Origin of the sequence: Sinorhizobium sp. 8-89 (genome assembly GCF_030124325.1) — a bacterium.
GTDB lineage: Bacteria > Pseudomonadota > Alphaproteobacteria > Rhizobiales > Rhizobiaceae > Sinorhizobium.
The window spans coordinates 140,614-164,218 of sequence record NZ_JASKLR010000001.1 but is presented as its reverse complement, the minus strand read 5'-3'; the positions used below and the strand labels follow the sequence as shown (position 1 = coordinate 164,218).

Annotated in this window: 27 protein-coding genes and 2 pseudogenes; 7 read left to right on the top strand and 22 right to left on the bottom strand. The window is 59.7% G+C overall.

Features of this window, described 5'->3' with window-relative positions; genetic code table 11:
* Positions 1–26 precede the first annotated feature (26 nt).
* The 5 genes and pseudogenes from QN219_RS00840 to QN219_RS00820 form a co-directional block, all read right to left on the bottom strand.
* Positions 27–2,404 (bottom strand): annotated as a pseudogene (locus QN219_RS00840) (arylsulfatase).
* Positions 2,391–3,323: a formylglycine-generating enzyme family protein gene (locus QN219_RS00835; protein ID WP_283998220.1), complete on the bottom strand. Its 933-nt coding sequence runs from the start codon at positions 3,321–3,323 to the stop codon at positions 2,391–2,393. Before QN219_RS00835 ends, QN219_RS00840 begins: the two are co-directional and overlap by 14 nt.
* Before the next feature lie 512 nt (positions 3,324–3,835).
* Positions 3,836–5,278, bottom strand: coding sequence for a DUF1254 domain-containing protein (locus QN219_RS00830; RefSeq protein ID WP_283997230.1), 1,443 nt, complete (start codon positions 5,276–5,278; stop codon positions 3,836–3,838).
* A 46-nt stretch (positions 5,279–5,324) separates the two neighbouring features.
* Positions 5,325–5,645 carry a hypothetical protein gene (locus tag QN219_RS00825; RefSeq protein WP_283997229.1) on the bottom strand — a complete coding sequence of 107 codons (321 nt, stop codon included), beginning with the start codon at positions 5,643–5,645 and terminating at the stop codon, positions 5,325–5,327.
* Positions 5,642–6,490 (bottom strand): DUF2092 domain-containing protein, encoded by an 849-nt coding sequence (locus QN219_RS00820; RefSeq protein ID WP_283997227.1) that lies wholly within the window; start codon positions 6,488–6,490, stop codon positions 5,642–5,644. The genes QN219_RS00825 and QN219_RS00820 overlap by 4 nt, the downstream gene beginning before the upstream one ends.
* A 164-nt stretch (positions 6,491–6,654) precedes the next feature.
* Between QN219_RS00820 and QN219_RS00815 the strand changes: the two genes are divergently transcribed.
* Positions 6,655–7,584 carry a helix-turn-helix domain-containing protein gene (locus tag QN219_RS00815; protein WP_309486536.1) on the top strand — a complete coding sequence of 310 codons (930 nt, stop codon included), beginning with the start codon at positions 6,655–6,657 and terminating at the stop codon, positions 7,582–7,584.
* 352 nt (positions 7,585–7,936) lie between these two features.
* Positions 7,937–9,480 (top strand): annotated as a pseudogene (locus tag QN219_RS00810) (calcium-binding protein).
* A gap of 159 nt (positions 9,481–9,639) precedes the next feature.
* Here the strand turns inward: QN219_RS00810 and QN219_RS00805 are convergent.
* Both QN219_RS00805 and QN219_RS00800 read right to left on the bottom strand, forming a co-directional pair.
* Positions 9,640–10,005, bottom strand: a complete 366-nt coding sequence (locus QN219_RS00805) for a hypothetical protein (RefSeq protein ID WP_283997223.1) — start codon at positions 10,003–10,005, stop codon at positions 9,640–9,642.
* Complete coding sequence (locus QN219_RS00800) at positions 10,002–10,196, bottom strand: hypothetical protein (RefSeq protein ID WP_283997221.1); 195 nt, start codon at positions 10,194–10,196, stop codon at positions 10,002–10,004. Before QN219_RS00800 ends, QN219_RS00805 begins: the two co-directional genes overlap by 4 nt.
* Positions 10,197–10,488: 292 nt before the next feature.
* Between QN219_RS00800 and QN219_RS00795 the strand changes: the two genes are divergently transcribed.
* Positions 10,489–10,899 (top strand): hypothetical protein, encoded by a 411-nt coding sequence (locus QN219_RS00795; RefSeq protein WP_283997219.1) that lies wholly within the window; start codon positions 10,489–10,491, stop codon positions 10,897–10,899.
* A 105-nt stretch (positions 10,900–11,004) separates the two neighbouring features.
* On the top strand, positions 11,005–11,562 hold the full coding sequence (locus tag QN219_RS00790) for an MgtC/SapB family protein (RefSeq protein ID WP_283997218.1): 558 nt from the start codon (positions 11,005–11,007) through the stop codon (positions 11,560–11,562).
* Here QN219_RS00790 and QN219_RS00785 read toward each other — a convergent pair.
* The 7 genes from QN219_RS00785 to QN219_RS00755 form a co-directional block, all read right to left on the bottom strand.
* Complete coding sequence (locus QN219_RS00785; protein ID WP_283997217.1) at positions 11,559–11,822, bottom strand: hypothetical protein; 264 nt, start codon at positions 11,820–11,822, stop codon at positions 11,559–11,561. The genes QN219_RS00790 and QN219_RS00785 overlap by 4 nt on opposite strands.
* Before the next feature lie 284 nt (positions 11,823–12,106).
* Positions 12,107–13,360 (bottom strand): FAD-binding oxidoreductase, encoded by a 1,254-nt coding sequence (locus QN219_RS00780; RefSeq protein WP_283975531.1) that lies wholly within the window; start codon positions 13,358–13,360, stop codon positions 12,107–12,109.
* 70 nt (positions 13,361–13,430) lie between these two features.
* Entirely contained in the window at positions 13,431–13,931 is a 501-nt protein-coding gene (locus tag QN219_RS00775) for a TIGR00645 family protein (RefSeq protein ID WP_173510823.1), read from the bottom strand.
* Between the two features lie 151 nt (positions 13,932–14,082).
* Entirely contained in the window at positions 14,083–14,247 is a 165-nt protein-coding gene (locus QN219_RS00770; RefSeq protein ID WP_153438296.1) for a DUF1328 domain-containing protein, read from the bottom strand.
* A gap of 261 nt (positions 14,248–14,508) precedes the next feature.
* Complete coding sequence (locus QN219_RS00765; protein ID WP_283997215.1) at positions 14,509–14,718, bottom strand: hypothetical protein; 210 nt, start codon at positions 14,716–14,718, stop codon at positions 14,509–14,511.
* A gap of 17 nt (positions 14,719–14,735) precedes the next feature.
* On the bottom strand, positions 14,736–14,933 hold the full coding sequence (locus QN219_RS00760) for a CsbD family protein (protein WP_269277887.1): 198 nt from the start codon (positions 14,931–14,933) through the stop codon (positions 14,736–14,738).
* Between the two features lie 31 nt (positions 14,934–14,964).
* Complete coding sequence (locus QN219_RS00755) at positions 14,965–15,285, bottom strand: hypothetical protein (RefSeq protein WP_283997213.1); 321 nt, start codon at positions 15,283–15,285, stop codon at positions 14,965–14,967.
* Between the two features lie 466 nt (positions 15,286–15,751).
* On the opposite strand from QN219_RS00755, the gene QN219_RS00750 reads away from it, so the two are divergent.
* The gene (locus QN219_RS00750; protein WP_283997212.1) at positions 15,752–16,000 is read left to right on the top strand and encodes a glycine zipper domain-containing protein; all 249 of its coding nucleotides are present in this window, start codon (positions 15,752–15,754) and stop codon (positions 15,998–16,000) included.
* Positions 16,001–16,080: 80 nt separating this feature from the next.
* A complete protein-coding gene (locus tag QN219_RS00745) occupies positions 16,081–16,329 on the top strand; it encodes a glycine zipper domain-containing protein (RefSeq protein WP_136506008.1) in 249 nt (82 codons plus the stop codon).
* Between the two features lie 226 nt (positions 16,330–16,555).
* Here the strand turns inward: QN219_RS00745 and QN219_RS00740 are convergent, their stop codons facing one another.
* Positions 16,556–16,693: a NepR family anti-sigma factor gene (locus QN219_RS00740; protein ID WP_283998218.1), complete on the bottom strand. Its 138-nt coding sequence runs from the start codon at positions 16,691–16,693 to the stop codon at positions 16,556–16,558.
* 233 nt (positions 16,694–16,926) lie between these two features.
* Here QN219_RS00740 and QN219_RS00735 point away from each other — a divergent pair, with 233 nt between their 5' ends.
* On the top strand, positions 16,927–17,724 hold the full coding sequence (locus QN219_RS00735; RefSeq protein ID WP_283997209.1) for a response regulator: 798 nt from the start codon (positions 16,927–16,929) through the stop codon (positions 17,722–17,724).
* Between the two features lie 42 nt (positions 17,725–17,766).
* Here QN219_RS00735 and QN219_RS00730 read toward each other — a convergent pair whose 3' ends face one another.
* The 7 genes from QN219_RS00730 to QN219_RS00700 all read right to left on the bottom strand — a co-directional run bounded on the left by QN219_RS00730 (position 17,767) and on the right by QN219_RS00700 (position 23,603).
* Positions 17,767–18,894 carry an AI-2E family transporter gene (locus tag QN219_RS00730; protein WP_283997207.1) on the bottom strand — a complete coding sequence of 376 codons (1,128 nt, stop codon included), beginning with the start codon at positions 18,892–18,894 and terminating at the stop codon, positions 17,767–17,769.
* A 139-nt stretch (positions 18,895–19,033) separates the two neighbouring features.
* Complete coding sequence (locus QN219_RS00725) at positions 19,034–19,204, bottom strand: hypothetical protein (RefSeq protein WP_173510829.1); 171 nt, start codon at positions 19,202–19,204, stop codon at positions 19,034–19,036.
* 260 nt (positions 19,205–19,464) lie between these two features.
* On the bottom strand, positions 19,465–19,809 hold the full coding sequence (locus tag QN219_RS00720) for a RidA family protein (protein WP_283997205.1): 345 nt from the start codon (positions 19,807–19,809) through the stop codon (positions 19,465–19,467).
* A 193-nt stretch (positions 19,810–20,002) separates the two neighbouring features.
* A complete protein-coding gene (locus QN219_RS00715) occupies positions 20,003–20,827 on the bottom strand; it encodes an ABC transporter ATP-binding protein (RefSeq protein ID WP_173510830.1) in 825 nt (274 codons plus the stop codon).
* A complete protein-coding gene (locus QN219_RS00710) occupies positions 20,824–21,678 on the bottom strand; it encodes an ABC transporter ATP-binding protein (protein ID WP_283997203.1) in 855 nt (284 codons plus the stop codon). Before QN219_RS00710 ends, QN219_RS00715 begins: the two co-directional genes overlap by 4 nt.
* 1 nt (position 21,679) lies before the next feature.
* Positions 21,680–22,588, bottom strand: a complete 909-nt coding sequence (locus QN219_RS00705) for an ABC transporter permease subunit (protein ID WP_283997201.1) — start codon at positions 22,586–22,588, stop codon at positions 21,680–21,682.
* A 10-nt stretch (positions 22,589–22,598) separates the two neighbouring features.
* Positions 22,599–23,603: an ABC transporter permease subunit gene (locus tag QN219_RS00700; RefSeq protein WP_283997199.1), complete on the bottom strand. Its 1,005-nt coding sequence runs from the start codon at positions 23,601–23,603 to the stop codon at positions 22,599–22,601.
* Between the last annotated feature and the right edge of the window lie 2 nt (positions 23,604–23,605).

Genomic DNA, 23,605 nt, shown 5'->3' with positions numbered 1-23,605 from the left:
GCATCACCTTCGACTGAAACCGGTGCTCACTTCAAGTATTCGACCTTCAGACGTTCGATCTTGCTGTTGAAGGCGAACGGCTTGCGGTCAAAGTATGCGAGGGAGACTGGAGAGTAGCTGTCTCTCCCCACGTCGAAGGCGTCATTGGCGGTAAAAGCGAGCGGAGCGGAGCGCGGCACACGCCCTTTCGCCACCTCTTTGCCATCGATGCGAATAAGGACGTCCAGCGGTGCGTCGCGATTGCTGCCGGCTCTGCGTGTTTCGACCTCTATGTTGACCTTGCCGCTTGGCAACGGTTCGGAGGATTCAAGACGTGTCCGCTCGATCTCGAACAGATTGTACTCGTAGGTGAGCTTGCCGTTCTCGACCCACAAAGCGACGCCACCCGAAAAGGCACCCAATGCGTAGAGCACGCCCTCCGAGTCCGGCTTCAGTTCCGCCTCGATGGTTACAAGGTTGCTGCGGGCTCCAACTTTCGGCGCCGTGAATTCGGGAACACCGACGACGTCCTGCGTGAACTGGAACTCGGTCGCGGGATTGGACGGCGCATCCTCCGGATGGAAGACAGCAGACCATAGCCCTCCCCCGACGGGAAACACCTTGTTGGCTTCGGCCTGCACGCCAAACGCCTTTTTCAGTTCCTCGATTTTTTCGGGATGGTCGGCCGCGACGTCCTTCGCCTGCGAGTAGTCCTTGCTGAGATCGTGAAGTTCCCAGACGTCATTGTCCGGCGACCATTTGAAGATGGCGGGATCAAAGCCGGGAGTCCATGGTGTACGGGGCCCGAAGACGGATGCGATCCACTCGTCCTGATAGATGGCACGGCTGCCCATGATCTCGAAGTACTGCTCCCTCTTCTGCCCCGCAGCCTCAGGAGAGTCGAAGGTATAGGTCATGCTGACACCATCGAGGGGGTCTGGGTGATGCCGTCCACGAGCTTCGGCGGCTGGATGTCCAGAACGTCGTAGATGGTGGGCACGATGTCGTTGAGATGATGAAACTGAGAGCGCGGTTTCTTGTCCGGCTTGATTCTGCTCGGCCAGGAGACCACGAGCGGCGTTCGCGTTCCGCCGAAATGGGCAGCGGCGAGCTTGGTCGACCGATGCGGCGTGGAACCGGCCCAGGCCCAGCCGGCATGATACATATTGTCGGCCTTGGGCGATCCGAGAACGTCCATCCCACCCAATTCATTCATCGTGCGGATGTGATCCTTGATTTCCGTAGCGATGCCGTTCTGCGCCAGAAGCTCGCTGATCGTGCCGTTCTGGCCTTCCGCGCTGGACCCGTTGTCGCCCCAGACATAGAAGATGAGGGTATTGTCGCGAATTCCCAGTTCATCGAGGGCCTCGAGCAACCGTCCGGCCTGAGTGTCCGCATGTTCGGTATACCCTGCGAAAACCTCCATCAGCCGGCGCTGGAACGGCTTCTCGTCTTCTGGAATGTCCTTCCATCCCGCAAGCGTATCAGGACGGGGCGTTAGCTCCGTGTCCCCCGGAATCCATCCGAGTTGTTTTTGGCGGGCATAGATGCGCTCTCGCATGGCATCCCGGCCGTCATCGAATTTGCCTTTGTACTTGTCCGCCCACTCCTGGAAGACGTGATGCGGACCATGCGCAGCGCCGGGCGCCCAGTACATGAAGAAGGGCCGGTCCGGCGTCAGCGCGTGCACCTGCTTCACCCACGATACCGCCTTGTCGGTCATGTCCTCGGTGAAGTGATAGCCTTCCTTCCCGTGGGACGGGTCGACGCGAACGGTGTTTTCGACAACGGCGGGTTCCCACTGCGAGGATTCCCCGGCAAGAAAACCGTAGAAATAATCGAACCCGATTCCTTCGCCAGCGGGCCAGTCCGTGTACGGCCCGACGGCGGTCGTTTCATTGGCCGGGGTATTGTGCCATTTGCCGAAGGCTGCGGTCGCGTAGCCATAATAGCCAAGGACTTTCGCGGCGGTTGCGGAGGTGCGTGGTATCCTCCCGGTATATCCGTCCCAATCGTTTTCCAACTCGGCGATCTGGCCATTGCCCACGCGATGATGGTTGCGCCCCGTCAGCAATGCCGCCCGCGAGGGGGAGCACATGGCGGCATTGTGGAAGCGATTGTAGGACACGCCGTCTTCCGCAAGACGGCTCAACGTCGGCGTTTCGATCACTCCGCCGAAGGTGTCCGGCAACGCCGGGCCGACGTCATCGAGCATGATAACGACGATATTCGGGGCGTTCGCGGGAAGGCGCGGCTGCGCAGGCAACGGGCTGTAGGTGGACTGAGCTATCGTCGGGCCGGCTTTGCTCCCTGAAGGCTTCGGCGGAAAAGGCAGTGATTCCTGAGCCATTGCGGGAGCGCTCAAAAGAAGGAGCGCCGTGCTCACTCCCAACCAACGTGTTCTCGCGTGCTTAGGTGACTTCATGCGATTCTCCTGGTCTGACAACACATCTGAAGCCCACGTGACATGTCGAGGTGTCTATAGGCTCGGCATGCCGCGCTGCGGGACGATAGCGGCGGCAGTAGTTGGGCGCACATAGATGCGATCCGCCCTTCAACACCTTGCGCGGAATTCGTATCTCGGGCTGCCAGGGATCATGGCTGTCGGTTTCGCGCCCGCCGCGCGGGTTTCTGGGAATACAGCACGCCTTCGAGGGGTCTGCCTCGTGCCGCGGCGAAAACCAGTCGGACGTCCACTCCCAAACGTTCCCGATCATGTCGTAGAGGCCGTATCCGTTCGGCGGGAAGGCTTTGACCGGAGAGGTGCGCGAATAACCGTCCTCAACGTCATTGGCTATCGGGAAGGCCCCCTGCCAGGTATTGGCCAGATGACGTCCGGCGGGGATAAATTCCGAGCCCCAAGCATATTCGGCGCCATCGAGGCCGCCTCTGGCAGCAAACTCCCACTCAGCCTCCGTTGGAAGATCCTTGCCCCTCCACCGCGCGTACGCGAGCGCGTCATGGTAGGAAACATGAACGACAGGATGGTCATCCAATCCTTGGATGTTGCTTCCGGGGCCGTAGGGCTGACGCCAGCAGGCTCCCTCTAGAAAGGACCACCATCGAGTCCAGTCTTGCAGGTCAACGGCCCCGTTCGGCTGATGCAATACCAATGAACCGGCATACAGCATCTCCGGTAAAATACCGGGGTAGTCCCGTGGATCAGGAGGAGATTCCGAAAAGGTGCGATAACCGGTCGCTTCAACAAACTCGGAAAACTCGGCATTCGTCACAGGCGTTTCATCGATTAGAAAGCCATCGACACGAACGCGATGCACCGGCCCCTCTTCGGGATAGTGTGCGTCGGACCCCATTGAGAAGGTTCCGCCCTCGATGAAGATCATGCCGGCACGCGCGCACCCAGCAATGCCGGTTCGGTGAGCCGCTTCCAAGGTCACGCTTCCCCCTTGCCCCGTGGCGACAACGCGTTCACAACGCTTGGTCACAGCGTTACAATAAGCGCAAGTGCGGCGCTTGCCATTTGATGCCAACTACGGGCAGAAACGGCCTGTTCAAGTAGTCTCGACGGGCACCAGTGAGAGCCGCCGGAAACGCTGTACTTTCGGCGATCTCGATAGCGGGGAGATCAGTCAGTCTTGTTCTGCCCGTTCGGATCTGCCGCAACAAGTCCCGTCCGGCGATAAGCAATTCAAACGAGAATGCAACGAGCGATGGTATCGGTGAGCTTCCAAGGCGAGTGGCGTGGGTGTTCACAAGGCCCGCTGAGGCACAGGGATCATTATCGCTGTATCTCAATCGCACCATGCTTCCGTGTGAGACGTGAGAAATCGGATGGTTGGCTTTTGCAGCCGCCACGGACAGAGCCGCCGCGGCTGCATGCGCGTCAATACAGATATCAACTCACCCTCTTCACGGGCGGTATCGTCCAAGAACCGTCAATGATCGACGGATTGCTCTCGTTGGGCCAATAGAGACGCATCATGAGGATGAATTTTCCTTTGGGCGCCGGGAGCCAATTCGATTCCTTGTCCGCCCCCGGCGTTTCGTGCTGGATAAACAGGTCGATCGAGCCATCCGGATTTGCCTTGAGTGGCTGCCGTGCACTGATCGAGTAGCGATTCAGCGGATTGTCGACAAAGAAGTAGTCCGCATCATACATGGTCAATGACCAGAAGCCCGAAACGGGGGGCGTGAGGCCTTTCTTGAACGTCAGAACGTACTTCTCGGACCCGTTATATGCCCGCTTGATCACTCCGCTGTCGGACTTCAGCGATGTTGGGTAAATCGCATCCTGCGGCCGGTTTGCCCCGAGACCGATCGCGGTGATCAGGGCACGCTGGATATAGTTGGGGCCGTAGATACCGGTCTTCGTCGTGAAGCCCCAGCCATCAATATCCTGCACGTCGCCGCCGCTGAATTTGAAATGCGTCATGATGCGTGCGAAACCGAGCTGCGGCACGCGTTTTACGAACGCCGGATCGAACTTGGTCTTATCGAAGTCCTGGCCAGGAACGATGCCAAGTTCAGCGAGCTTGGCGACCATGGGCGCATCCGCATCGGTCGGCGGATTTCTTTTCAGGAGCTCGGCAAAGAGCGTGAAGTACTCGATGGCGTCCATATTGTTGACCTGCTCGCGAACGGCAGTCTTCATGTCGATCGCCGGATCGACCTTGCCCTTCGGTGGAGTCCAGTCCTTCCCCCATGCGCTCAGAGGATAGAGCTTCACTTCATCCTGCAGCTTATGAACTTCAGCGTAGTCCTCCTGGGTGCCCGTGCAGTAGATGCGTCCAAGCAGCCAAACGATGCTCGTCGGAGACTTATATTGGGTTACGCCCTCCGGGAGCGTCCCCTCCCAACCTGGGCCGGTGACCGCGAACGTCTGGGCGTCCGTGCCCGTGGTGCGTTTTCCGGGGACGTCGAACACCGTCGTCCAGCCATCCAGCATCGGAAACAGGGCATAGCGGTCTTTCAGGTCGGGCAGACTAACCACCCAAGGTTCATCCCCCACATCGAAGAACGCGGTCGTATAGAGGGTGTCGGCGTTGGGCGCCGTCACATCTCGGAACTCGGCGTCAGGATACTGGCGCAACTTGATCAGATGCCCCATGGGGCCACGGCTTCCCTCCGCCTCGGCGACGTTGGTAATCACCCGCCTGGTCATTTCCATTGTCACGAGAGGATATGCATAAATATAGGCCTCCACAGCCAGCGCGAACTCATCGAGCCCTTCCGGCAAATCTGCCACTAACCCTTCTGCGGCCATCGCCGGCGTACCGAGAGACCCAGCTGCCAGCGCCCCAAGACCGGCGGCCGTCAAGTCACGACGCGTAATATCCATGCTATCTCTCCAGCGAAAAATTGAGTTGCGACGCAATGCACCGAGGTCAGTCGATGTAAACGACGACGTAGCGTCCATCGTATGGTTGGTAGTAGACCCCGCCGCAACGCCACACCACGGCACCGTTGACGCTGGTCCTGACGCAGCCGGCTGGCAGCGTCGCGGCATATATCGTGGAGCGGCGGATCACTCGACGCGTGGTACGGCGGGCGACCCCGGCCACACTTCCCGGCGTTATTGGTCGTCCTATGATTGCGTGCGCCTCGGATACGAACGAGCCGAACGGCGTGGGGCCGAGATTGTCTGCCGCAAGTGTGGCCAGACCGGCGATGGCGACTGAAACGACTTTCACCTTGCGCCTCTTCATTGCCCCGCCTCCATTGAAAGCTCGCCGGCGACGTCGGCATGGACGTGCTCAACTTTGTTCGCGTCCGCTGGCGGAGTGAATTTAAACTGCGCTGCTTCGACCGCTTTCGAGCTCCAGTTGCTCAGCCGCAGCGTGTATTGCGGCGCACCGGTCATCCATTTGGTCGTGATGACGTATTTGAGCGGCAATGGCTTGCTGCCCTTGCTGATCCAGATTTGCCAGTCGACGACATCGGTCCTGAAGGCGAGATGATCGCATTCGACACCATTGACGAAGGCCGATCCGACGAGGGTTCCCTCGGTGACGCCGTCGGTAAGGACGGCATAGGGGTCGCTTGCCAACAAGTCCGCTCCCGGAGCATCAAGTTCGGTGGTGGCGCGAAGCTCCTCTGTCGCATCTTCAACGCTGCGGCCAGGACTTTGCAGTTGTGCGTAAGCGTTTGTGATCTGGTCGTGAAGCGATATCGTGTTGCCGTCGAATATCACCTCCGCCCGGGCAAAGGGGCCCATACGCTTCATCCGGAAACCCTTCGCGCGATCGAGCGCGATGGAGCCGGATGCGCTGTACTGGATCTTCTGGCCATCCAGAGTGAGGATTTCCTGATCCGCGTCGTAGTCGACACTAAGGGTGGGCATCGACTTGAGATTTTCGCTTGCCGCAGCGAGGATTCGATCGGCCTCCGGGTCTATCCCATCTCGTGCCGAGACGGGCCATGCAACCGCGCCGACTGCGAGCATCGATATCAGTGTGCACGAGCGCCATGCCGCGCGAGGCCATCTCATCATGCGTCGATTCATTTGCTCACCTAGAGGACTCGTTTCTTTCTGACTTCGCTCGCCGCCCAAGACGGAGGACAGTTCCGGCCCGCTCCGATCAACTTCCCGCGAAGCTCTTCCCAGTCGGTTGCATACTGCTATAGTACTCAACTTACGTCTTGCCTTTTCATGCCAACTTTGCTGCTCGGATGTTACATTCTGCACCCTCGATCAGGGTTAGGGCCTTCCTGACGATGGCGCCCTACCTCGCCAAGAACGATGTTTCGGCCATCGAGTTCTGCGCGCGTCTCGGCATCTCGCCAAACGTGTTCCAGAACGCGGACGGCTGGCTTCCGCGCGCCCGATGCTTCCACATGGCCAACGAGATGGCCGCCCTCCTGGGGGACCCATTCGCCGGCGCGCGTGTCGGGCGCTTGACCGAACTGCGTGATCTCGGCCCATGGGGACAGTCGGTCCTCGCAGCAGAGAATGTGGCTGATGCATGTATGCTCGCGGCAGCCAATGTGTCATCGATCCACCACGGATCGGATATACGCTTCTCGGTGGAAGGCGGAACCGCTCGCATCATCTTCCGCTTCGCTGATCGTTTCGAGTTCGATCCCCGGCATTTCATCTTCGGCAGCCTCGCTGTACTGCGGAAGGTGCCGCTTCTGGCGGGTGAGCCCTCCGCAATAAGGGTTCGGCTGACAGCTTCGAGGACGCGTGGAAGCGAGGCGCTGGAGGAGTGCTTTGGGCCCAACATCGAAACGGGATGCGACCACGATGTGATCGAGTTCGATCGGGAGTTGCTCGACCTTCCTCTGAAAACCCCCGGAAATCGGCCCTCGAAGGTGACGGAGGCACTGGCTGCCGCGACAGAGGCGGCGAAGATGCTCAGCGAAAGGCTGTCCGACGGTCATGAGCTTGGATTGGAGGCCGTAGCGAGACGTCTTGGCATGTCGGCTCGGACCCTGCAGCGGCGCCTGAAGTTTTGCGGTGTTGATTTCGAGGAGTTGCTTGATGACACGCGCCGCAACGAGGCCATCCGGCTGATCTGCGAAGGCGTTCACAGCATGACCGACATCGCCTTTAAGGTGGGCTACAGCGATTCCGCGCATTTCACACGCGCGTTCAAACGCTGGACGGGAGTAGCGCCATCACGCTTTCAGACGGATCGGGAATGACAGGCGGCTCCCTCCAGCGACACGGTCGTGCAGAGGCTGCGGGGTTTTGAACAACCAAACCTTGTCCCAAGCGCAACTGCAGCCCCATCCCTCGCGTCAACGGGCTCGAACTGCTGACCTTTGAATCCGCGCCTGAAGCATCCGTTCCAGGCGATCCATTAGACAACTTTGTGAAACGAGAACGTGTCTTCACGCGCCAGGAAGAAGCGTTCGTGTTGAAAACTCCTTTTTCACCACGCGATACCCCGCTTGGGTGAATGACTCGCCTCCGGATCTGGTCTAATTCACCGGGTGCACAACTTCTAGCCGCACTCGTTATAGGCGAGTCGCGTGGGGCGCACTTGAGGGGACCATGGCCAAGCTGACGTATTTCTTTCCGGGCGGACAATATCCGATGGACTACACGCCATCCGTTGACGGCTTCGATTTCAACCCAATGTTTGCGGACTTAATCAATCTCGAAACCGCCACCCTGGTCGGGACACCGAGCTCGACAACGGGCTCAAACTTCGGATCGTGGGCACGGGCTTCTCGTTCGACTCGGATGGAGCCACGGGCGGCACGATTGCCAGAATCGACCTACTCCAAAACAACGGAACGACGCTCGTCCAGAGGCTCGAAAGCCTGAATTTGTCGCTGATCGCCTTCGAAAACGCGGCGACCTACAACCCGTACCAGCTGGAACAATGGCTGATGAACCGAAGCGATACGCTTGTTGGCTCCGCCGGCGACGACGATATTTTTGGTTGGGGTGGGAACGACACGTTCTCCGGAGGCTCGGGCGACGACTATATGGTCGGAGGACAAGGAAAAGACACCTATAACGGGGGTACGGGTTACGACTACTTGAGCTTCAGCGATGACCCCGCCGCATTCCAGGGCATTGTTCTCGACGCAGCGGCTGGAACCGTGACCGACCCTTATGGGAATGCCGAGACATTCACGAGCATGGAATCGTTCCGTGGAACACAGTTCGCGGACACGATGCGGGGCTCAGCCGCGGATGAAGAGTTCGACGGGATCGGAGGCCGAGACTATATCGACGGTCGGGGCGGCTTTGACGTGATCCGTTTCCATCGTGACGCCGATAATGGCGGCGCGCTCGGTGTCACCGTCAATCTTGCAACCGGCGTCGCCATCGATGGGTTTGGAAAGACCGACAAGTTTGCAAACATCGAAGCAGTTCACAGCACAAGCTTCGCCGACAAACTGACCGGGAACGCCGGCAACAACTTCTTCCGGGCTGAAGCCGGCAATGACTATATTGATGGCGGCCTCGGCGCCGACACCATGAACGGCGGCAGCGGCAACGACACATACGTGGTGAATGAAGCAGGAGATGTAATCGATGAAATCGCCCAGGGAGGAAGCGGCATCGACACCGTTCGATCTTCTATTTCTTTCAGCCTCGTCTCTGGCGCAAGGCTCGTGGGAGCCGTCGAGAATCTGACGCTAGTTGGGACTGGAAACACGAACGCCGTAGGCAACGCCCTCGCAAACGCGCTGGTCGGCAACAGCGCAAACAACATTCTGAATGGCGGCACCGGAAAAGATAAGCTGACGGGCGGCCTTGGAAACGATACGTTCTTCTTCAACTCCACGCCGAATGCTTCTACCAACGTCGATACGATTACCGACTTCAGCGTCGTCAATGATACGATCCGACTGGAGAACGCTGTCTTCACCGCGGTTGTGGGCACAGGAACGTTGACCGCGGCGCAGTTCGTCAAGAACACGACCGGGCTGGCCGCCGACATCAACGACCGAATTATTTACGAAAGCGATACCGGCAAGCTGTTCTACGACAGCAATGGAAATGCCGCCGGAGGATCTGTTCATTTCGCGACTGTAGGAACAAATCTTGCGCTCACCGCTGCGGACTTCTTCATAATCTAATATCGGGCGTGGCTTCGGCCGCGCCCGTAGAAAGACTGAGAACATTGCGAGGCGCGGAAAATAGGCTCCCCAGCCCTTCGCGCCCCAAAGTCAAGGAATGTTCAAACATTTGGTGACACACGACGGGGCAGCAATGCGCATTGCCGTACGTGAGCCCCGCTACTCGGCAGACCTGTATTCCAGCGTGAACACATTCCCGGCGATCTCGTCGGCGAGTGTCTTGGAAAACTCCAGCGGCGTGCAGCCTTGCAGCGCATCGGTCGCCGCGGCGACGAAGGCCTTTCGTTGGGTTGCGTCGCCGGTGACGTTGATGGCGGTCGGTTGCGGGGGGCCCATCAGCGTTCCGTCGCCCCTGAAGCCGAACCTCAGTGTGACGAATGAATTCCTGATACCGGCCGGTGGCGTCCAGCATTTGCTGAGTGCTGCGCCCAGGTCTTCCACGGAATTCAGTGGTTCCGCCCGGACCTGATCCGTTGCGGAAAGGAGAAGCGCTCCGGCAAGAGCCGTTCTGACGATAGCGTTCATATCACCCAACCCTGCGCGGAGCGGAGATGGGCCACGGGATCATCGAGATCGAGGAGATCGCGCATCGTCGGCACGGCCTTCGAAGTGATGTCGACGAGTTGTCCCTCTCCGAGGGTCACAAGATTTGGCCTGCCGATGTTCGCACACCAAACCCGGCCGAAGAAGGTTCCCGTTTCATATGCAGCAGTCATTTCCCCATTCCCGATGCATGCAGCGTCTTTGCCGCATCCAGACGAGCTTTTTTGCAGTTACGATACGTATCTGTAAAGCACCTTTGCGAGACAAATTGTAGCTTGGCCGGCCCGCAACGGAACCTGGCAAGATCTGGAGCGTTTAATATTTTACCGTCGGTCCACCCGGCCACGGCAGGGTCGCAACTATACTTGCGATGGTACGGAGTCCCTCCTTAAGTCACCGCTGATTTAGGGAGCCATATGCCGGCAATTTCTTACCGGCCGGCGATGGATGACGTCCAGAAAGGATGTGAATGCGATGAATCAGCGTGAAGAATTGAAGGACAAGCCGCTCATCGATCCCGTGACGGGCCAGCCGACACCCCGGGACCCCGAGGTAAGCCGGGAACCTGAGACGCGCGGCAGATGGTCGGGCCGCAGCAGTTGGCCGTTGCTGATCATTCTGCTCGCGGGTCTGGTGCTGGCGTTGATTGCCTGGCTGCCTGCGGAATTGACCAGAGATACGGAGGAGGCGACGCCGCCACCGGCAACCTCCGATCAGTCGACGACGCAGCCGGCACCGACCGACCAGGCAACGCCTCCGGCCGGAGAAGCGACCCCCGGGACGCCACCCGCACCGGAAACCCCGGCAGCCCCGGCTACACCACCGGCAACCCCGGCCCCGCAGCCGCAGACCGCGCCGGCACAACCAGCGCAATAAGCTTGGCGAAGCGCGCTAGCAAATACGGGGAGAGCCAGCTCTCCTCGTTTTTCGGCGACGACCGAAGGGGGAGATGAGCGAAATCTCGCTTAGCCTTTGCTGCTCATGGAACAGATTCTCGCCGACATTCTCGTCGCAACGCAGATCCCCTATCCTGTGATCTTCGCCCGGTTCTGCGGCGCTATCCTGTTCGGTGCGCTCATCGGCATCGAGCGGGAAAAGCGGCAGCGGCCGGCAGGGCTCAGGACGCATATTCTCGTCAGTCTCGCCTCATCAATTTTCGCCGTGATCGCTGTCGAAAGCGTGCACATGATGAGCCTTTCGGGGCCCGAAGTGCGGATCGATCCGATTCGAGTCGTGGAGGCCGTCACCGCCGGCGTCGCCTTTCTCGCCGCCGGCATGATCGTGTTCTCGAAGGGAGAGGTCAAAGGGCTGACGACCGGCGCCGGCATGTGGCTCGCCGGGGCGGTGGGGCTTTCTGTCGGCTTCGGCTTCTGGTTTATCGCCGCCTTCGCCGCCTGCGCCAGCCTTGCCGTGCTTTTCATCCTCTGGCGGTTGGAGGTCGCGCTCCAATGGAAGCCGCCGGAGCCGTCCGAAAGCGAGGGCGGCAATGAACACGCCGCCGTCCCGCACGATGCCGCGGCCGTTTCGAAAGAGCCTTAACTGCTGGAAACAACTGATGAATTTCTTGCTTCAGAGCGACCTGCGAAAGATGTTGCGCCTGCACGCGGATCCCTCCGCACAGCCGGCTGTCGAAGTGCCTGCAGCATGGCGACCGCCCTGCGAGCATCCTCAGGCGTTTCGAATACCCGGCCGTCGAGCGGCCAGACGCTGTATTTAACAGCGACAAAACGCAATTGCCCGTTGTCAGGCATCAGTGCGCCGACCGCCTCGCCTGCGAATTCTATCGTCTGCTTGCTCATAGGTGTGAAACTCCCTCGAGGCGGGTCGCGGAGCGACGGGCATTCTTCGCCGCACGCGCTAGCGGACCGAACCCTCGCCTTCAGCCATCAGCGAAACACATGAGCGGGTCTTTGGTTCCACAAGGGACAAAACGGCAGCGCGCTATCCGCGACGGGAGAAACCATCGCGCAGCTTCCAGGCGCAAAGACAGCTCCAGGAGGGACGAACCTCGTATGCGCTGGCTAAGGCCAATAAAGGCGTATTTCAAAGCGTTATGACCGCTTCAGGTGAACGATGAAAGGGTCTAGGCCAGAAAGCGCTCTGGCCGATAGGGCGCGATATCGATCACAGTCTTCTCGCCCGTCATGGCCTCCGCCAACGCACGGCCGGTGACCGGGCCGAGGGTCATACCGTGATGCGCATGACCGAAGGCGAACCAGAGACCTTCGTGCCGGGGGGCCTTGCCGATGATCGGCATCATATCCGGCGTGCAGGGCCGCGCGCCCAGCCACGGCTCCTCGTCGCGTCGCTCGGCCAGCGGGAAGAACTCGCGTGCAACCCTTTCGGCCCGAGTCAACTGCACCGGCGTTTTTGGCGCATCGCGAAGCGCGAATTCGGCACCAGTCGTCAAGCGAATGCCGCGCAGCATCGGCGCCAGGAAATAGCCCTTTTCGGCGTCGAGCACCCAGTTGTTGAGCGCCGCCCCTTCCTGGACGCCATAATGCATATGGTAGCCGCGCTTGACCGCGAGCGGAAAATGATAGCCGAGCTTGCGCGTCACCGTATCGGCCCAAGGCCCGAGCGCCACGACGACCTCGCGGGTCTCCAGCGGACCTTCCGGCGTGGCGACCCGCCAGCCGGCACCCTCGAGGATGTGCTCCAACGTCGCGGCATCGCCCGAGACGAGCCGGCCGCCGAGCGACTGGAAATAGCCGAGATAGGCCTTGTTCAGGCTATGCGGATCGCGGATCGACCAGGGGTCGGTCCAGCGCAGACCGCCGGCGAGTTCGACGCGGATGGAGGGCTCGATCGTCTTGAGCTCGCTCGTCGAAAGCTTCTGATGGTTGACGCCAAAACCGGCGGAGAGCTTCTCCGCGTCCTTGTAGGCGGCATCGCGCTCCTTTTCCGTGCGAAACACCTTCATCCAGCCGTCCTTGCGGATGAGGTCGCCGGCACCGGAGGCGTCGATCAGGTCCTTGTGTTCGGCAATCGAATTCTCGATCAGCGGCGCATAGAGATGCGCGATCCTCTGGTGCTGGGTGAAGCCGGAGTGCCACCAATAGCGCGCCAGAAAAGGCACCAGCCCCGGCAGCGCACGGAAATGATAGCTCGCGTCGATGGTGTTGTTCAGCGCATAGCGGAAGAGCGCACCGAAATCATGCGGAAAACCGTAGGGAAAAACGCCTTCGCGCTGGATCAGGCCGGCGTTGCCGTAGGACGTCTCTTCTCCGGGGCCGCGCCGATCGAGAAGCACCACCGATTTCCCGCGTCGCGCCAGGTGGATGGCCGCGGAAATGCCGACGATGCCGGCGCCCAGAACCACTACGTCAGTCTTCATATGCCGATGCCCCGCTTACTCACTCGGAATCCGCCGCGGCCGCCGGAAGCCGGCCACGGCATCTGCGCCGCTACTTTTTCAACTTGCTCATAATCTGCTCCAGGGAACCAAGGAGCAGAGCCGAAACGACAAAGGCCAGATGCATGATCGTCGCCCACATCAGCTTGTCGCTCGTGAACTGCTGCGCATTGAGGAAGATCTGCAGCAGATGGATCGACGAGATCGCCACGATGGAGGAGGCGACCTTGATCTTCAGGCTGCCGGCATCGAGCTTGCCCAGGAAAGAGACCTCGCCCTCCCCCTCGTCGAAGCGGCTGACGAAATTTTCATATCCGGAAATCATCACCATGACGATCAGGCTCGCGACAAGCGCGGCGTCGATCAGGCCGAGCATTGCGAGAATCATCTCGGCATCGTCGTAGGAGAAGACCAGGCCTGCAACCTTCAGGAACTTGTAAATGAAGGAAACGCCGTAGAGAGCAAGCGCTGCAACCAGCCCCAGATAAAAGACGACCAGTAGCCAGCGGCTCGAGAGAATGATGCGCTCAACGATAAGTTCCAGGGACTTCATGGGATCGTGTTGTTCCTGACCAATGGCGGATACCCCGCATGAATAGCCAAGCGCATTGGCCAGAGCAAGCGACAGAACATTGCGCACAACGGAAAGGGCGAAGCATCGTGCTTCGCCCTTATCTCACCCACGAGCCCGCAGACTTGTTGTGTCAGGTCCTACGCATCAGTCCGGCAATAAGCGAAATCACCAAGAATACGAGGAACAGGAAGAACAAGACCTGGGCAATGCCCGCCGAAGCGCCGGCAATACCACCAAAACCGAGAATCCCGGCGATGATGGCAACGATCAGAAAGACGAGAGCATAGTAGAGCATCTATTATCTCCATGTCTGCGTTAGTGAAACTGAAACGCCCAGCTCGTCGCCTTTGTTCCCATTTCGATGGTTTCTGTTGGCGCTACCTCGAAAGACTTTTGAGACGAAAGAAAACCTTTCATTAACCAAAGAACGGGAAACAGTCCAAGATCGGCACACCTGGACAAAATTTGCCAGGAACCTTCGATAGGGCTTGGCGTTGTCCCGGTAACGAAAGCTCTTGGGAATGCAATGAAGATCCCGTCGCGACATATATGGAAATCAGTGACCGAGCTCGCCCGGCACAAAGCGGCCTTGCGCAACCACAATCTGCATATCGGCAGAACCATTCGCGACCTTCACATGCACACGGAAGAGAAGCGCAACAAACGGCTCAAGACCCTGCTTGAGGCTCTGGAAAGAGCCGAACGCGATACCCACTGACAATGAAAGAAGGGCGTGCATCGCAAGATACACGCCCTTCGCGTCCAACGAATTTTCCCGTCCCGTCAATGACGAGATGCCCATTCGTCGATCTGGCGCTCCGCCTCTTCCTTGGCAATTCCGTAGCGCGCCTGAATGCGCCCGGCGAGCTCCTTCCGGTTGCCGTTGATGACGTCAAGATCATCCTTGGTGAGCTTTCCCCACTGCACCTGCGCCTTGCCCTTGAATTCGGTCCAACGGCCTTCAATCATGTCCCAGTTCATGAAACGCTCCTTTCACTCAGTGATGCGGAAATCACTCCTTGCCGGACGGAGGACGGATACCACCCGCAACCTCATAAGGCTCCTCATCCGGCGTGACCGTCACTTCAAGCTTCTTCGCGGGCGTGACCGTCCATTCGATTGCGGCACTCTCGACGAGTAGCGCAGGGTCGATCGCGGCGCACTTTCCGTATGCCGCCTTGAAGACCTTGCCGACCTCCTCCATCGCCGGAGGAAGCAACGTTTCGCATTCCTCCGCGGTTTCGAATGCAACGACCGGCGACGGCACCTCGCGGCACGCTGCCGTACTCTGCATACAACCGACAAGAACCATGATGGCGGCAACGTGTTCCATTTTCGCGCTCCTTCGACGCTGAGGCGAGAAACAAACGAAACAGACGCGTCGCAGGTTCCTCGCTCGCGCGACGATTGTTTTAGGGAATACTTGAGGAGATTTGGAGACGTACCCGATTAATCAGCGGCTTTTGCGATCAGGATGCGGACGGGGGACAACTGTCGGGCGCAACGGCGCTTGAGCACGCGGAACAAATGGCGGCAGTCAGCGTTTTGGCAACAATAACAAAGCGCGGCAGGCGGCGGCCGGGTTCAAGGGAGCGACGTATGCGTGATCCAACTGCGCCTGCAGCGACCAGCCAAGCAAAGTCAGAAACATGCTATGATCGTGGCCGCACCAGCAATCGCCTACGGGTGACTTCGCCTCGTGAACGGCATTCTTATCGGCCCCCCGTCTTTCGATCGGAAAAGACCCGCTTAGCATCTCCCGCTGTTGGTAAACCAACCTTGGATAGGGAAAACGTGTCATGAAGAAGATACTTGTTGCAGCAGCCCTGATCCTTCCCCTGACGGCCTGTACGCAGACGGAAAAAGGTGCGGCAATTGGCGCCGTTAGCGGCGGGATCATCGGCGGAGCAATCACCGACGATGTGGGGGGTGCTGCGGTCGGCGCGGCTGTTGGTGGCGTCGCCGGCGCACTGATCGGTAGGGCAAACGAACCTGGGCGCTGCATCTATCGTGACCGCTACGGGCGGCGTTACACCGCGCGTTGCTGATGGGACAAGCGCGATTGCCCAAAACTCATGTTCAGGCAACTCCCTGTTCCACAAGACCTCAAACCCGGATAGGAACCATCATGAAAAAGATACTTCTTGTCGCAAGCCTGATCCTTCCCCTTGCAGCCTGCACGGCAACTGAGAGGGGTACTGCAATCGGTGCCGCTTCCGGCGGTATTATTGGCGGGGCCGTAACGAACGATGTCAGAGGAGCCGCCGTCGGTGCAGCAGTCGGTGGTGTTGCCGGCGCACTTATCGGACGTGCGAATGAACCCGGCTATTGCTACTATCGCGACCAGTACGGTCGCCGCTATACCGCGCGTTGCTGATTGGGATAGCCCAGAGCAAAATCCGGCCGGCTATTGCATGACGCCTTAAATCGGAATCGATTGAGGACAGAATCATGCAGCAACTCGAGGCCCTACAGCGATTTATGCGCGTGCGATTGGACGCGCGGCGCTGTAGGGACCAATGCCACCGGGTTGCCACGCAGGCCCCTGCACGCCCGCGCCTATCGTGACGTACCCATGCGATGCCGCCCATCCAAGGGCGGCATCAGCGCCGCGACTGCGCTCTCTCGGCCGCGTCAAGACGCTCGAGTAAATCAATAAATTGCCGCGGAACTGGTTCGTTTTCCAAAGCTTGGTAACGCGCCCTCAATTTCGATGCGATCTGTGCACTCGGATCGGTCATCGAGGCAGCGCCCGGCGCCCTGCGCCGTCCGGAAGGCTCATTCATTTGCCGCTTCCACGCGCCGAAAGCCTTTTCCCCCTGTTCCGGCCATTCCTGTCCCATATGCCCGTCATCTGCTCACTCTAGGCTTTCCATAATCCGAAAGACGTGCTCAAAACATTGACGTATCTTGCTGCACGCCCATTGTCCGCAAGACCGGGACCATACCGGCACAATAGTTTAGGAAAACCTAAATGTCACTTTCGACCAGGATTGCGCCACATCTTCCCTATCTGCGACGCTACGCTCGCGCCATGACGGGCTCGCAAGCCGCGGGGGACGCATATGTGGCCGCCGTTCTCGAGGCGCTGATCGAGGACGTCAGCCTCTTCCCGACCACCTCCCACGACCGGATCGCTCTCTACAAGCTGTTCTGCTCCCTGTTCGACAAGCTGGACATCGATCGCACGCAATTGACGTCACCCTTCGCCTGGGAGCGCAAGGCTGCGGCCAACCTGTCGCTGATCGCACCGGCGCCGCGCCAGGCATTCCTGCTGATCGCCGTCGAAGGCTTTTCCACAGCGGAAGCGGCCGAGATCATGAATCTCGACACAGGCGCCTTCGCCAACCTCCTCGCCGCGGCGTCACAGGAGATCTCGCGGCAGGTGGCGACCGACGTCATGATCATCGAAGACGAACCGCTGATTGCCATGGATATCGAGGACATGGTGACGAGCCTTGGACATCGCGTCACCGGCATCGCCCGAACCTATCGCGAGGCGCTCGAACTCTATCGGACGACATCGCCAAAAATGGTTCTTGCGGACATCCAACTCGCCGACGGCAGTTCCGGTATTGACGCCGTCAACGATATCCTGGCCGAAACTGCCGTTCCGGTGATCTTCATTACTGCCTTCCCCGAACGGCTCCTGACGGGCAAGAAGCCGGAGCCGGCTTTTCTGGTAACGAAGCCCTTCAATCCGGAAATGGTGAAGGCATTGATCAGCCAGGCTCTGTTCTTCGAAGAACAGGCACGGGCCGGACGCTCGTAAACTCGAGGCTTCCATCACCGGTGATCGGGTACGGATCCGAAATCAATCCGGCAATTGTCGCTCCGGCGGCAGTTCGCGCACCTGCTCGAAAATGGTCATCGCGATAAGCGAAAGGGGCAGCGCCAGAATCGCCCCGACGGCGCCCCACATCCATGTCCAGAAGATGATCGCGACGAAAATCAGAAACGGATTGACCTCGAACCGGCGGCCCAGGATCGCCGGAGCGACAAGATTTTCCATGACCAGATGCACGAGGAAGAAGGCAGCAGCGGGCGCAATTCCCAGAAGCAGCGCGTCATGCGTCATCAATCCGCCAACGAGCAGCGACAGCGTCATGAAGGTCACGCCCAGATAGGGAATGAAGCTCGATACGAAGGCGAAGAGCCCCCACAAAGGCGCCATGGTCAATCCGCCGACAAGCGCGATCACCATCGTCATCATGCCGAGCGCCAGATAGATGAGGCTCGCTGTCGAAAAATATTGAGCGAGGGCATCCTCGGTCGCATTCATGACCCGGATCGCGCTCAAGCGATGCTCTCTGGCGGCAAAGGCAAGGATGATTGTGCTGCGCAGTTGAAGGCGGCCGAGAAGGAAAAGAACAAGGGCCGCCAGAAAAATCAGTGTCTGGACGAGTGCCGGCGTCAAGCCCGCCGCAACGGCTCCAAGCAACGGCCCCGCGTTCTTCACGAAAGTGTCGGCCAGGGCCGCCTCGTCGGCGTTGCGCAGCAGGGCCATCCTCAACCAGGTGAACCGCTCGATGAACGGCAATATGCGCTCCACGACGCCCTCGGCAAGCCGGGGCGCCTCACGCGCGACGTCGGTGATCGGGGCAAGAAGCGCATTCACCAACGAGGACAGCCCGAGCACGAAGAGAAGCGCCAGCAACAGGCCGCCGAAGATCGGCGGCAGGCCGAACCTCTCCAATTCGTCGGCCGCCCTGCCGAGCACGATGCCGACGATAATCGCCAGCGTGATCGGCATCAGTATCGCTTCCATGGAATAGACCGCGGCCGAACAGGCGATGATGAAGAGCCCGATCGTGCTCAAGGCAACCAGCAGCTCGATGCCGTTGCGCTTTGGCGCGGCGGCCGTCGGCGATGCGATCAGGACGATTTCCTCCGCGCGACGCTTCCGTTTGCGATCGGTCGTGACATGCCTCGCTGTCTCCATCGGCGTCCTTCGCTTTCGCTACCGGTTCGCAACATTGCCACGGCCATCGACCGGGCGATGCCGCTGCCGTGAAGCAAATCCGGAACCGTACACCGTCGCCCCGCGCACTCGGCACACCAGCCTTCCGCCCATGGTGCGCTCAATATTGCCCGGGTGGAAATATGTGGAGCGTCAGGGAGAGCAGGCCCAGCCCCAGAACGATCATCAGCAGCGTGCGCGCCACTTCATCCGTTGTCTGCGGAATGAGGCCGAAACCGATAAGGATCCCGGCGAGCGCCAGCACACAAAGCCTCGGCAGCCAGTAGAGCATTGGTCATTCCTTCCAACTGCGGAACGACCGATAAACGTCCGAGCGAGTGCTTGGTTCCTAAAGCGCCATGCGTCTTCCCAGACGCACAAAGGTCGCTGCAGCACCTTGAATTGCTGCATGTTTTTATCCCTAAATCGGCTCCGCTTTAAGGAAACATGCAGTCGGGCCGGAGCGCGAGAGGCCGAAGCAGAACGCCGCCGTGCACAGGGCACGACGGCGCGCTTCAATGTGGCCAACAAAAGCTCAAAAAAGGAAGAAGCTTAGACGGCCGCGGTGACGATGACTTCGACGAGGTATTCCGGCGTTGCGAGCTTGGCTTCGCCGGTTGCGCGAGCGGGGGTATGGCCCTGCGGAACCCAGGCATCCCAAACGGAGTTCATCTTGGCAAAATCCGCCATGTCCGAGAGCCAGATCGTTGCCGACAGGATGCGCGTTTTGTCTGTGCCTGCGAGGGCGAGAAGACGATCGACTTCGGCGAGGGCCTGCTTCGTCTGGGTGACGACGTCGTCGCCGGCGTTGCCGACCTGACCGGCCAGATAAACCGTGTTGTTGTAAACCACGGCCTGGCTCATCCGCGGGCCGGTTTCAAAGCGCTTGATTTCCATTGTCGTCATCCTGAAGTTTGGGCCGGACCTTACCGTCCGGCCGATGGCGTCCGCCGCTGAAGGTGAGTGATGATGGCGGCGATGAAGCTCTACACGAAAGGGAAGTGAAGACCAAGGAGCCGCGCTCGACCCGAGAGATGGAAAATTGAAGGGCGGCTGCGCCCTGCCCCGGATAAGGGACAGGGCGAATATCCTAAGCGGCTTTCCGTGCGAGACGCGCCCGGATGCTGGCGACATCTGCGCGCGGCGTGGCTGCAAACAGGGTCTTGGTATAGCTGTGCTTGGGATCCGCAAAGACCTCGTCCCGACTGCCGTATTCCACCGCCTCGCCGTAATACATCACCATCACGTCGTCGGCGATATAGCGCACGACCGACAGATCATGGCTGATGAAGACGTAGGTCAGATGGAACTCGTCCTGCAGATCCGCGAGCAGGTTGAGCACCTGGGCCTGGACCGACAGATCGAGCGCGGAGACGGGCTCATCCAGCACGAGGAGACTGGGATTGAGCATCAACGCGCGCGCAATGGCGATACGTTGACGCTGGCCGCCCGAGAACATGTGCGGATAGCGGTTGTAGTGTTTCTCGTCGAGACCCACCTTCTTCAGCATCGTCATGGCGCGGTCGCGCCGCTCGTCGGCCGGCGCCTTGGTGTTGATGACCAGCGGCTCCGCGAGAATGTCGCCGATCTTCTGCCGGGGGTTGAGAGAACCATACGGATTCTGGAAAACGATCTGCACCTTGCGGCGCATTTCCGAGGTCAGGCCGTCTCTGGCGATATCGACCTTCTTTCCGTCGATCAGCAATTCGCCAGCGGTCGCTGGATCGATCAGCGTGATGATGCGGCCAAGCGTCGACTTGCCGCAGCCGCTTTCGCCAACGATCGCCAGCGTCTTTCCTTCGTCCACCGTGAAGCTTACGCCTTTCAGTGCATGAACGGTGCGCGCCTTGCGGAACAGGTTGCCGGGAATGTGATAGTCGCGCACCAGGTTGCGAGCTTCGAGAACATGGGTCATCGAGTGGCTCCCTCCAGCATCTGCTGTTCATTGAAGAGCTCCGAGATCGTCGGCAACCGGTCTCCCGTCGCGTTCTCCGGCAGGGCAGCAAGCAGCGCACGCGTGTAGTTGCTCTTCGGCGATTCGAACAGCGACAGCACATCTGCCTCTTCGATCTTGCGGCCCTTGTACTGAACGACGACGCGATCCGCCGTTTCCGCGACCACGCCCATGTTATGGGTGATCATGATGAGGCCCATGCGGTATTCCTGCTGCAGTCTCATCAGAAGGTCGAGGATCTGCTTCTGGATCGTGACATCCAGTGCGGTCGTCGGCTCATCCGCGATGAGAAGCTTCGGATTGCAGGCAAGGGCTATGGCGATCATCACGCGCTGGCACTGCCCGCCCGACATCTGATGCGGAAAATGGCCGAGGCGTTCGGCCGGCTCAGGAATACCGACGGCCTCGAAGAGCTCGATTGCGCGCTTGCGTCGCGCCTTACGGTCGAGCCCCATATGGATGCGCAGCACTTCCTCGATCTGGAAGCCGACCGTGAAGCACGGATTGAGGCTGGCGATCGGCTCCTGGAAGATCATTGCAATGTCCTTGCCGACGATCCTGCGACGGTCCGCCGCCGACATTTTCAGGAGATCCCGTCCATTGAAGGCAAGTTTGTCCGCCGTGACCTTCGCGGTCCAAGGCAGAAGCCCCATTGCGGCAAGCATGGACACGGATTTGCCCGAGCCCGATTCTCCGACGATCGCCAGGACTTCGCTCTCATGAACCTTGAGCGAAACGCCGTCGACGGCCCTGAACGGCCCGGTGGCCGTCTGGAATTCAACGACGAGATTTTCAATTTCGAGAAGCGCCATGTCAGGACCTCTTCAGCTTGGGGTCGAGAGCATCACGCAGGCCATCGCCCATCAGATTGATTGCGAGCACGGTCGCGAGGATAGCGAGACCGGGGAGCGTGACGACCCACCAGGCACGTAGAATGAACTCGCGCGCTTCCGCGAGCATCGTTCCCCATTCCGGCGTCGGCGGCTGCGCACCCATGCCGAGAAAGCCGAGTGCCGCCGCGTCGAGGATCGCGCTCGAAAAGGAGAGCGTCGCCTGGACGATGAGCGGCGCCATGCAGTTCGGCAGGATGGTCTTGAACATCAGTCTCAAGTGGCCCGCGCCGGCGACCTTTGCCGCCACGACGTAATCCCGGGTCTTCTCCGTCATCACGGCTGCTCGCGTCAGGCGAACGAAGTGAGGCTGGAAGACAAGGGCAATGGCTATCATCGCATTGGTGAGACCCGGCCCGAGCACCGCCACCAGAACGAGCGCAAGCAGCAGGGACGGGAAGGCCAGAATGATGTCCATGATGCGCATGATCACGGTGTCGACCCAGCCGCGGAAGTAGCCGGCAATGACGCCTACGAGGATGCCGCCGACAAGGGACAATGTCGTCACGATAACGCCGACGAACAGCGAGAAGCGCGTGCCGTAGATGAGACGGGAGAGCATGTCACGGCCGACCGCGTCGGTTCCGAGAAGGAAAGCAGCGCGACCGCCCTCCTCCCAGAAGGGCGGAAGCAGGACGGACTCGCGGTACTGAATGGTCGGATCATGCGGCGCGATTAGCGGAGCACATAGCGCAAGCAGCACCAGGAACACGAAGAAGACTAGGCCGATGACGGCCCCGCGGTTTTCGGAAAAATAGTACCAGAATTCGGCGAGCCTCGCCCGACGGGACGGATCGGTCGATATAGCGGTTGTTACGGTAACTTCGGTCATATCGCCCTCCTCAATGCCGGATACGAGGGTTGATCAGGCCGTAGAGCAGATCCACGGCAAGGTTTACCAGCATGATGACGCCGGCGATGATCAGGAGGCCGCCCTGGATGACGGCATAGTCGCGCCGGAACACCGAATCGACCATCCATTTGCCGATACCGGGCCAGGAGAAGATCGTCTCCGTCAGGATCGCGCCCGCCAGCATCACACCGATCTGCAGGCCGATGGTGGTTACCACCGGAATCATCGCGTTGCGCAAGGCGTGGATGCCGACCACCCGGAACGTGGAAAGTCCCTTGGCCCGTGCCGTGCGCACATAGTCCTCGGAAAGCACCTCGAGCATCGCCGAGCGGGTCTGGCGCGCGATCACGGCGAGCGGAATGGTGCCGAGCACAATCGTCGGCAGAATGAGGTGATTGAAGGCCGACTGGAACGCTCCCTCCTGCCCCGACAACAGCGAATCGATCAGCATGAAGCCGGTCACCGACGGAAAGAAGAACATCAGCGAGATACGTCCGGACACCGGAGTCCACTGCAACATGCCGGAGACGACGATGATCAAAAGCAGGCCCCACCAGAAAATCGGCATCGAGAAGCCGACGAGCGCAGTGCCCATGATGATCTGGTCGAAGATGGACCCGCGCTTGATCGCCGCAATGACACCCGCCGGGATGCCGACGACGACGGCGAAGATGATAGCGCAGAGCGATAGCTCGACCGTCGCCGGGAAGAGTTCCAGGAACTGATCGATCACGGGTTTCTTGGTGACGATCGACAGTCCGAAATCACCGCGAAGAACGCCCCAGAGATAATCCAGGTACTGCACGACGATGTGGCGGTCGAAGCCCAATTGGTGAGAAATTTCGGCGTGTCGCTCCGGCGACATCACCCGTTCGCCGGAAAGCAGCGCAACCGGGTCACCAGGAAGCAGACGAATGAAGGAAAAGGCGATGATAGAGACCCCGATGAATGTCGGAATCAGCACTGCCAAGCGCCCCAGGAGGAATCGGAACATAG

Excerpts from the sequence above, each read along its gene's own strand:
- QN219_RS00710 (WP_283997203.1), bottom strand. The coding sequence starts at position 21,678 with ATGGCGCTTCTCGAAATTGAAAATCTCGTCGTTGAATTCCAGACGGCC.
- QN219_RS00720 (WP_283997205.1), bottom strand. The coding sequence starts at position 19,809 with ATGGAAATCAAGCGCTTTGAAACCGGCCCGCGGATGAGCCAGGCCGTG.
- QN219_RS00755 (WP_283997213.1), bottom strand. The coding sequence starts at position 15,285 with ATGGAACACGTTGCCGCCATCATGGTTCTTGTCGGTTGTATGCAGAGT.
- QN219_RS00760 (WP_269277887.1), bottom strand. The coding sequence starts at position 14,933 with ATGAACTGGGACATGATTGAAGGCCGTTGGACCGAATTCAAGGGCAAG.
- QN219_RS00835 (WP_283998220.1), bottom strand. The coding sequence starts at position 3,323 with ATGATCTTCATCGAGGGCGGAACCTTCTCAATGGGGTCCGACGCACAC.
- QN219_RS00785 (WP_283997217.1), bottom strand. The coding sequence starts at position 11,822 with ATGAGCAAGCAGACGATAGAATTCGCAGGCGAGGCGGTCGGCGCACTG.
- QN219_RS00770 (WP_153438296.1), bottom strand. The coding sequence starts at position 14,247 with ATGCTCTACTATGCTCTCGTCTTTCTGATCGTTGCCATCATCGCCGGG.
- QN219_RS00725 (WP_173510829.1), bottom strand. The coding sequence starts at position 19,204 with ATGCTCTACTGGCTGCCGAGGCTTTGTGTGCTGGCGCTCGCCGGGATC.
- QN219_RS00740 (WP_283998218.1), bottom strand. The coding sequence starts at position 16,693 with ATGACCGATCCGAGTGCACAGATCGCATCGAAATTGAGGGCGCGTTAC.
- QN219_RS00825 (WP_283997229.1), bottom strand. The coding sequence starts at position 5,645 with ATGAAGAGGCGCAAGGTGAAAGTCGTTTCAGTCGCCATCGCCGGTCTG.
- QN219_RS00780 (WP_283975531.1), bottom strand. The coding sequence starts at position 13,360 with ATGAAGACTGACGTAGTGGTTCTGGGCGCCGGCATCGTCGGCATTTCC.
- QN219_RS00790 (WP_283997218.1), top strand. The coding sequence starts at position 11,005 with ATGGAACAGATTCTCGCCGACATTCTCGTCGCAACGCAGATCCCCTAT.
- QN219_RS00700 (WP_283997199.1), bottom strand. The coding sequence starts at position 23,603 with ATGTTCCGATTCCTCCTGGGGCGCTTGGCAGTGCTGATTCCGACATTC.
- QN219_RS00775 (WP_173510823.1), bottom strand. The coding sequence starts at position 13,931 with ATGAAGTCCCTGGAACTTATCGTTGAGCGCATCATTCTCTCGAGCCGC.
- QN219_RS00705 (WP_283997201.1), bottom strand. The coding sequence starts at position 22,588 with ATGACCGAAGTTACCGTAACAACCGCTATATCGACCGATCCGTCCCGT.
- QN219_RS00815 (WP_309486536.1), top strand. The coding sequence starts at position 6,655 with ATGGCGCCCTACCTCGCCAAGAACGATGTTTCGGCCATCGAGTTCTGC.
- QN219_RS00715 (WP_173510830.1), bottom strand. The coding sequence starts at position 20,827 with ATGACCCATGTTCTCGAAGCTCGCAACCTGGTGCGCGACTATCACATT.
- QN219_RS00800 (WP_283997221.1), bottom strand. The coding sequence starts at position 10,196 with ATGACTGCTGCATATGAAACGGGAACCTTCTTCGGCCGGGTTTGGTGT.
- QN219_RS00830 (WP_283997230.1), bottom strand. The coding sequence starts at position 5,278 with ATGGATATTACGCGTCGTGACTTGACGGCCGCCGGTCTTGGGGCGCTG.
- QN219_RS00750 (WP_283997212.1), top strand. The coding sequence starts at position 15,752 with ATGAAGAAGATACTTGTTGCAGCAGCCCTGATCCTTCCCCTGACGGCC.
- QN219_RS00735 (WP_283997209.1), top strand. The coding sequence starts at position 16,927 with ATGTCACTTTCGACCAGGATTGCGCCACATCTTCCCTATCTGCGACGC.
- QN219_RS00745 (WP_136506008.1), top strand. The coding sequence starts at position 16,081 with ATGAAAAAGATACTTCTTGTCGCAAGCCTGATCCTTCCCCTTGCAGCC.
- QN219_RS00805 (WP_283997223.1), bottom strand. The coding sequence starts at position 10,005 with ATGAACGCTATCGTCAGAACGGCTCTTGCCGGAGCGCTTCTCCTTTCC.
- QN219_RS00730 (WP_283997207.1), bottom strand. The coding sequence starts at position 18,894 with ATGGAGACAGCGAGGCATGTCACGACCGATCGCAAACGGAAGCGTCGC.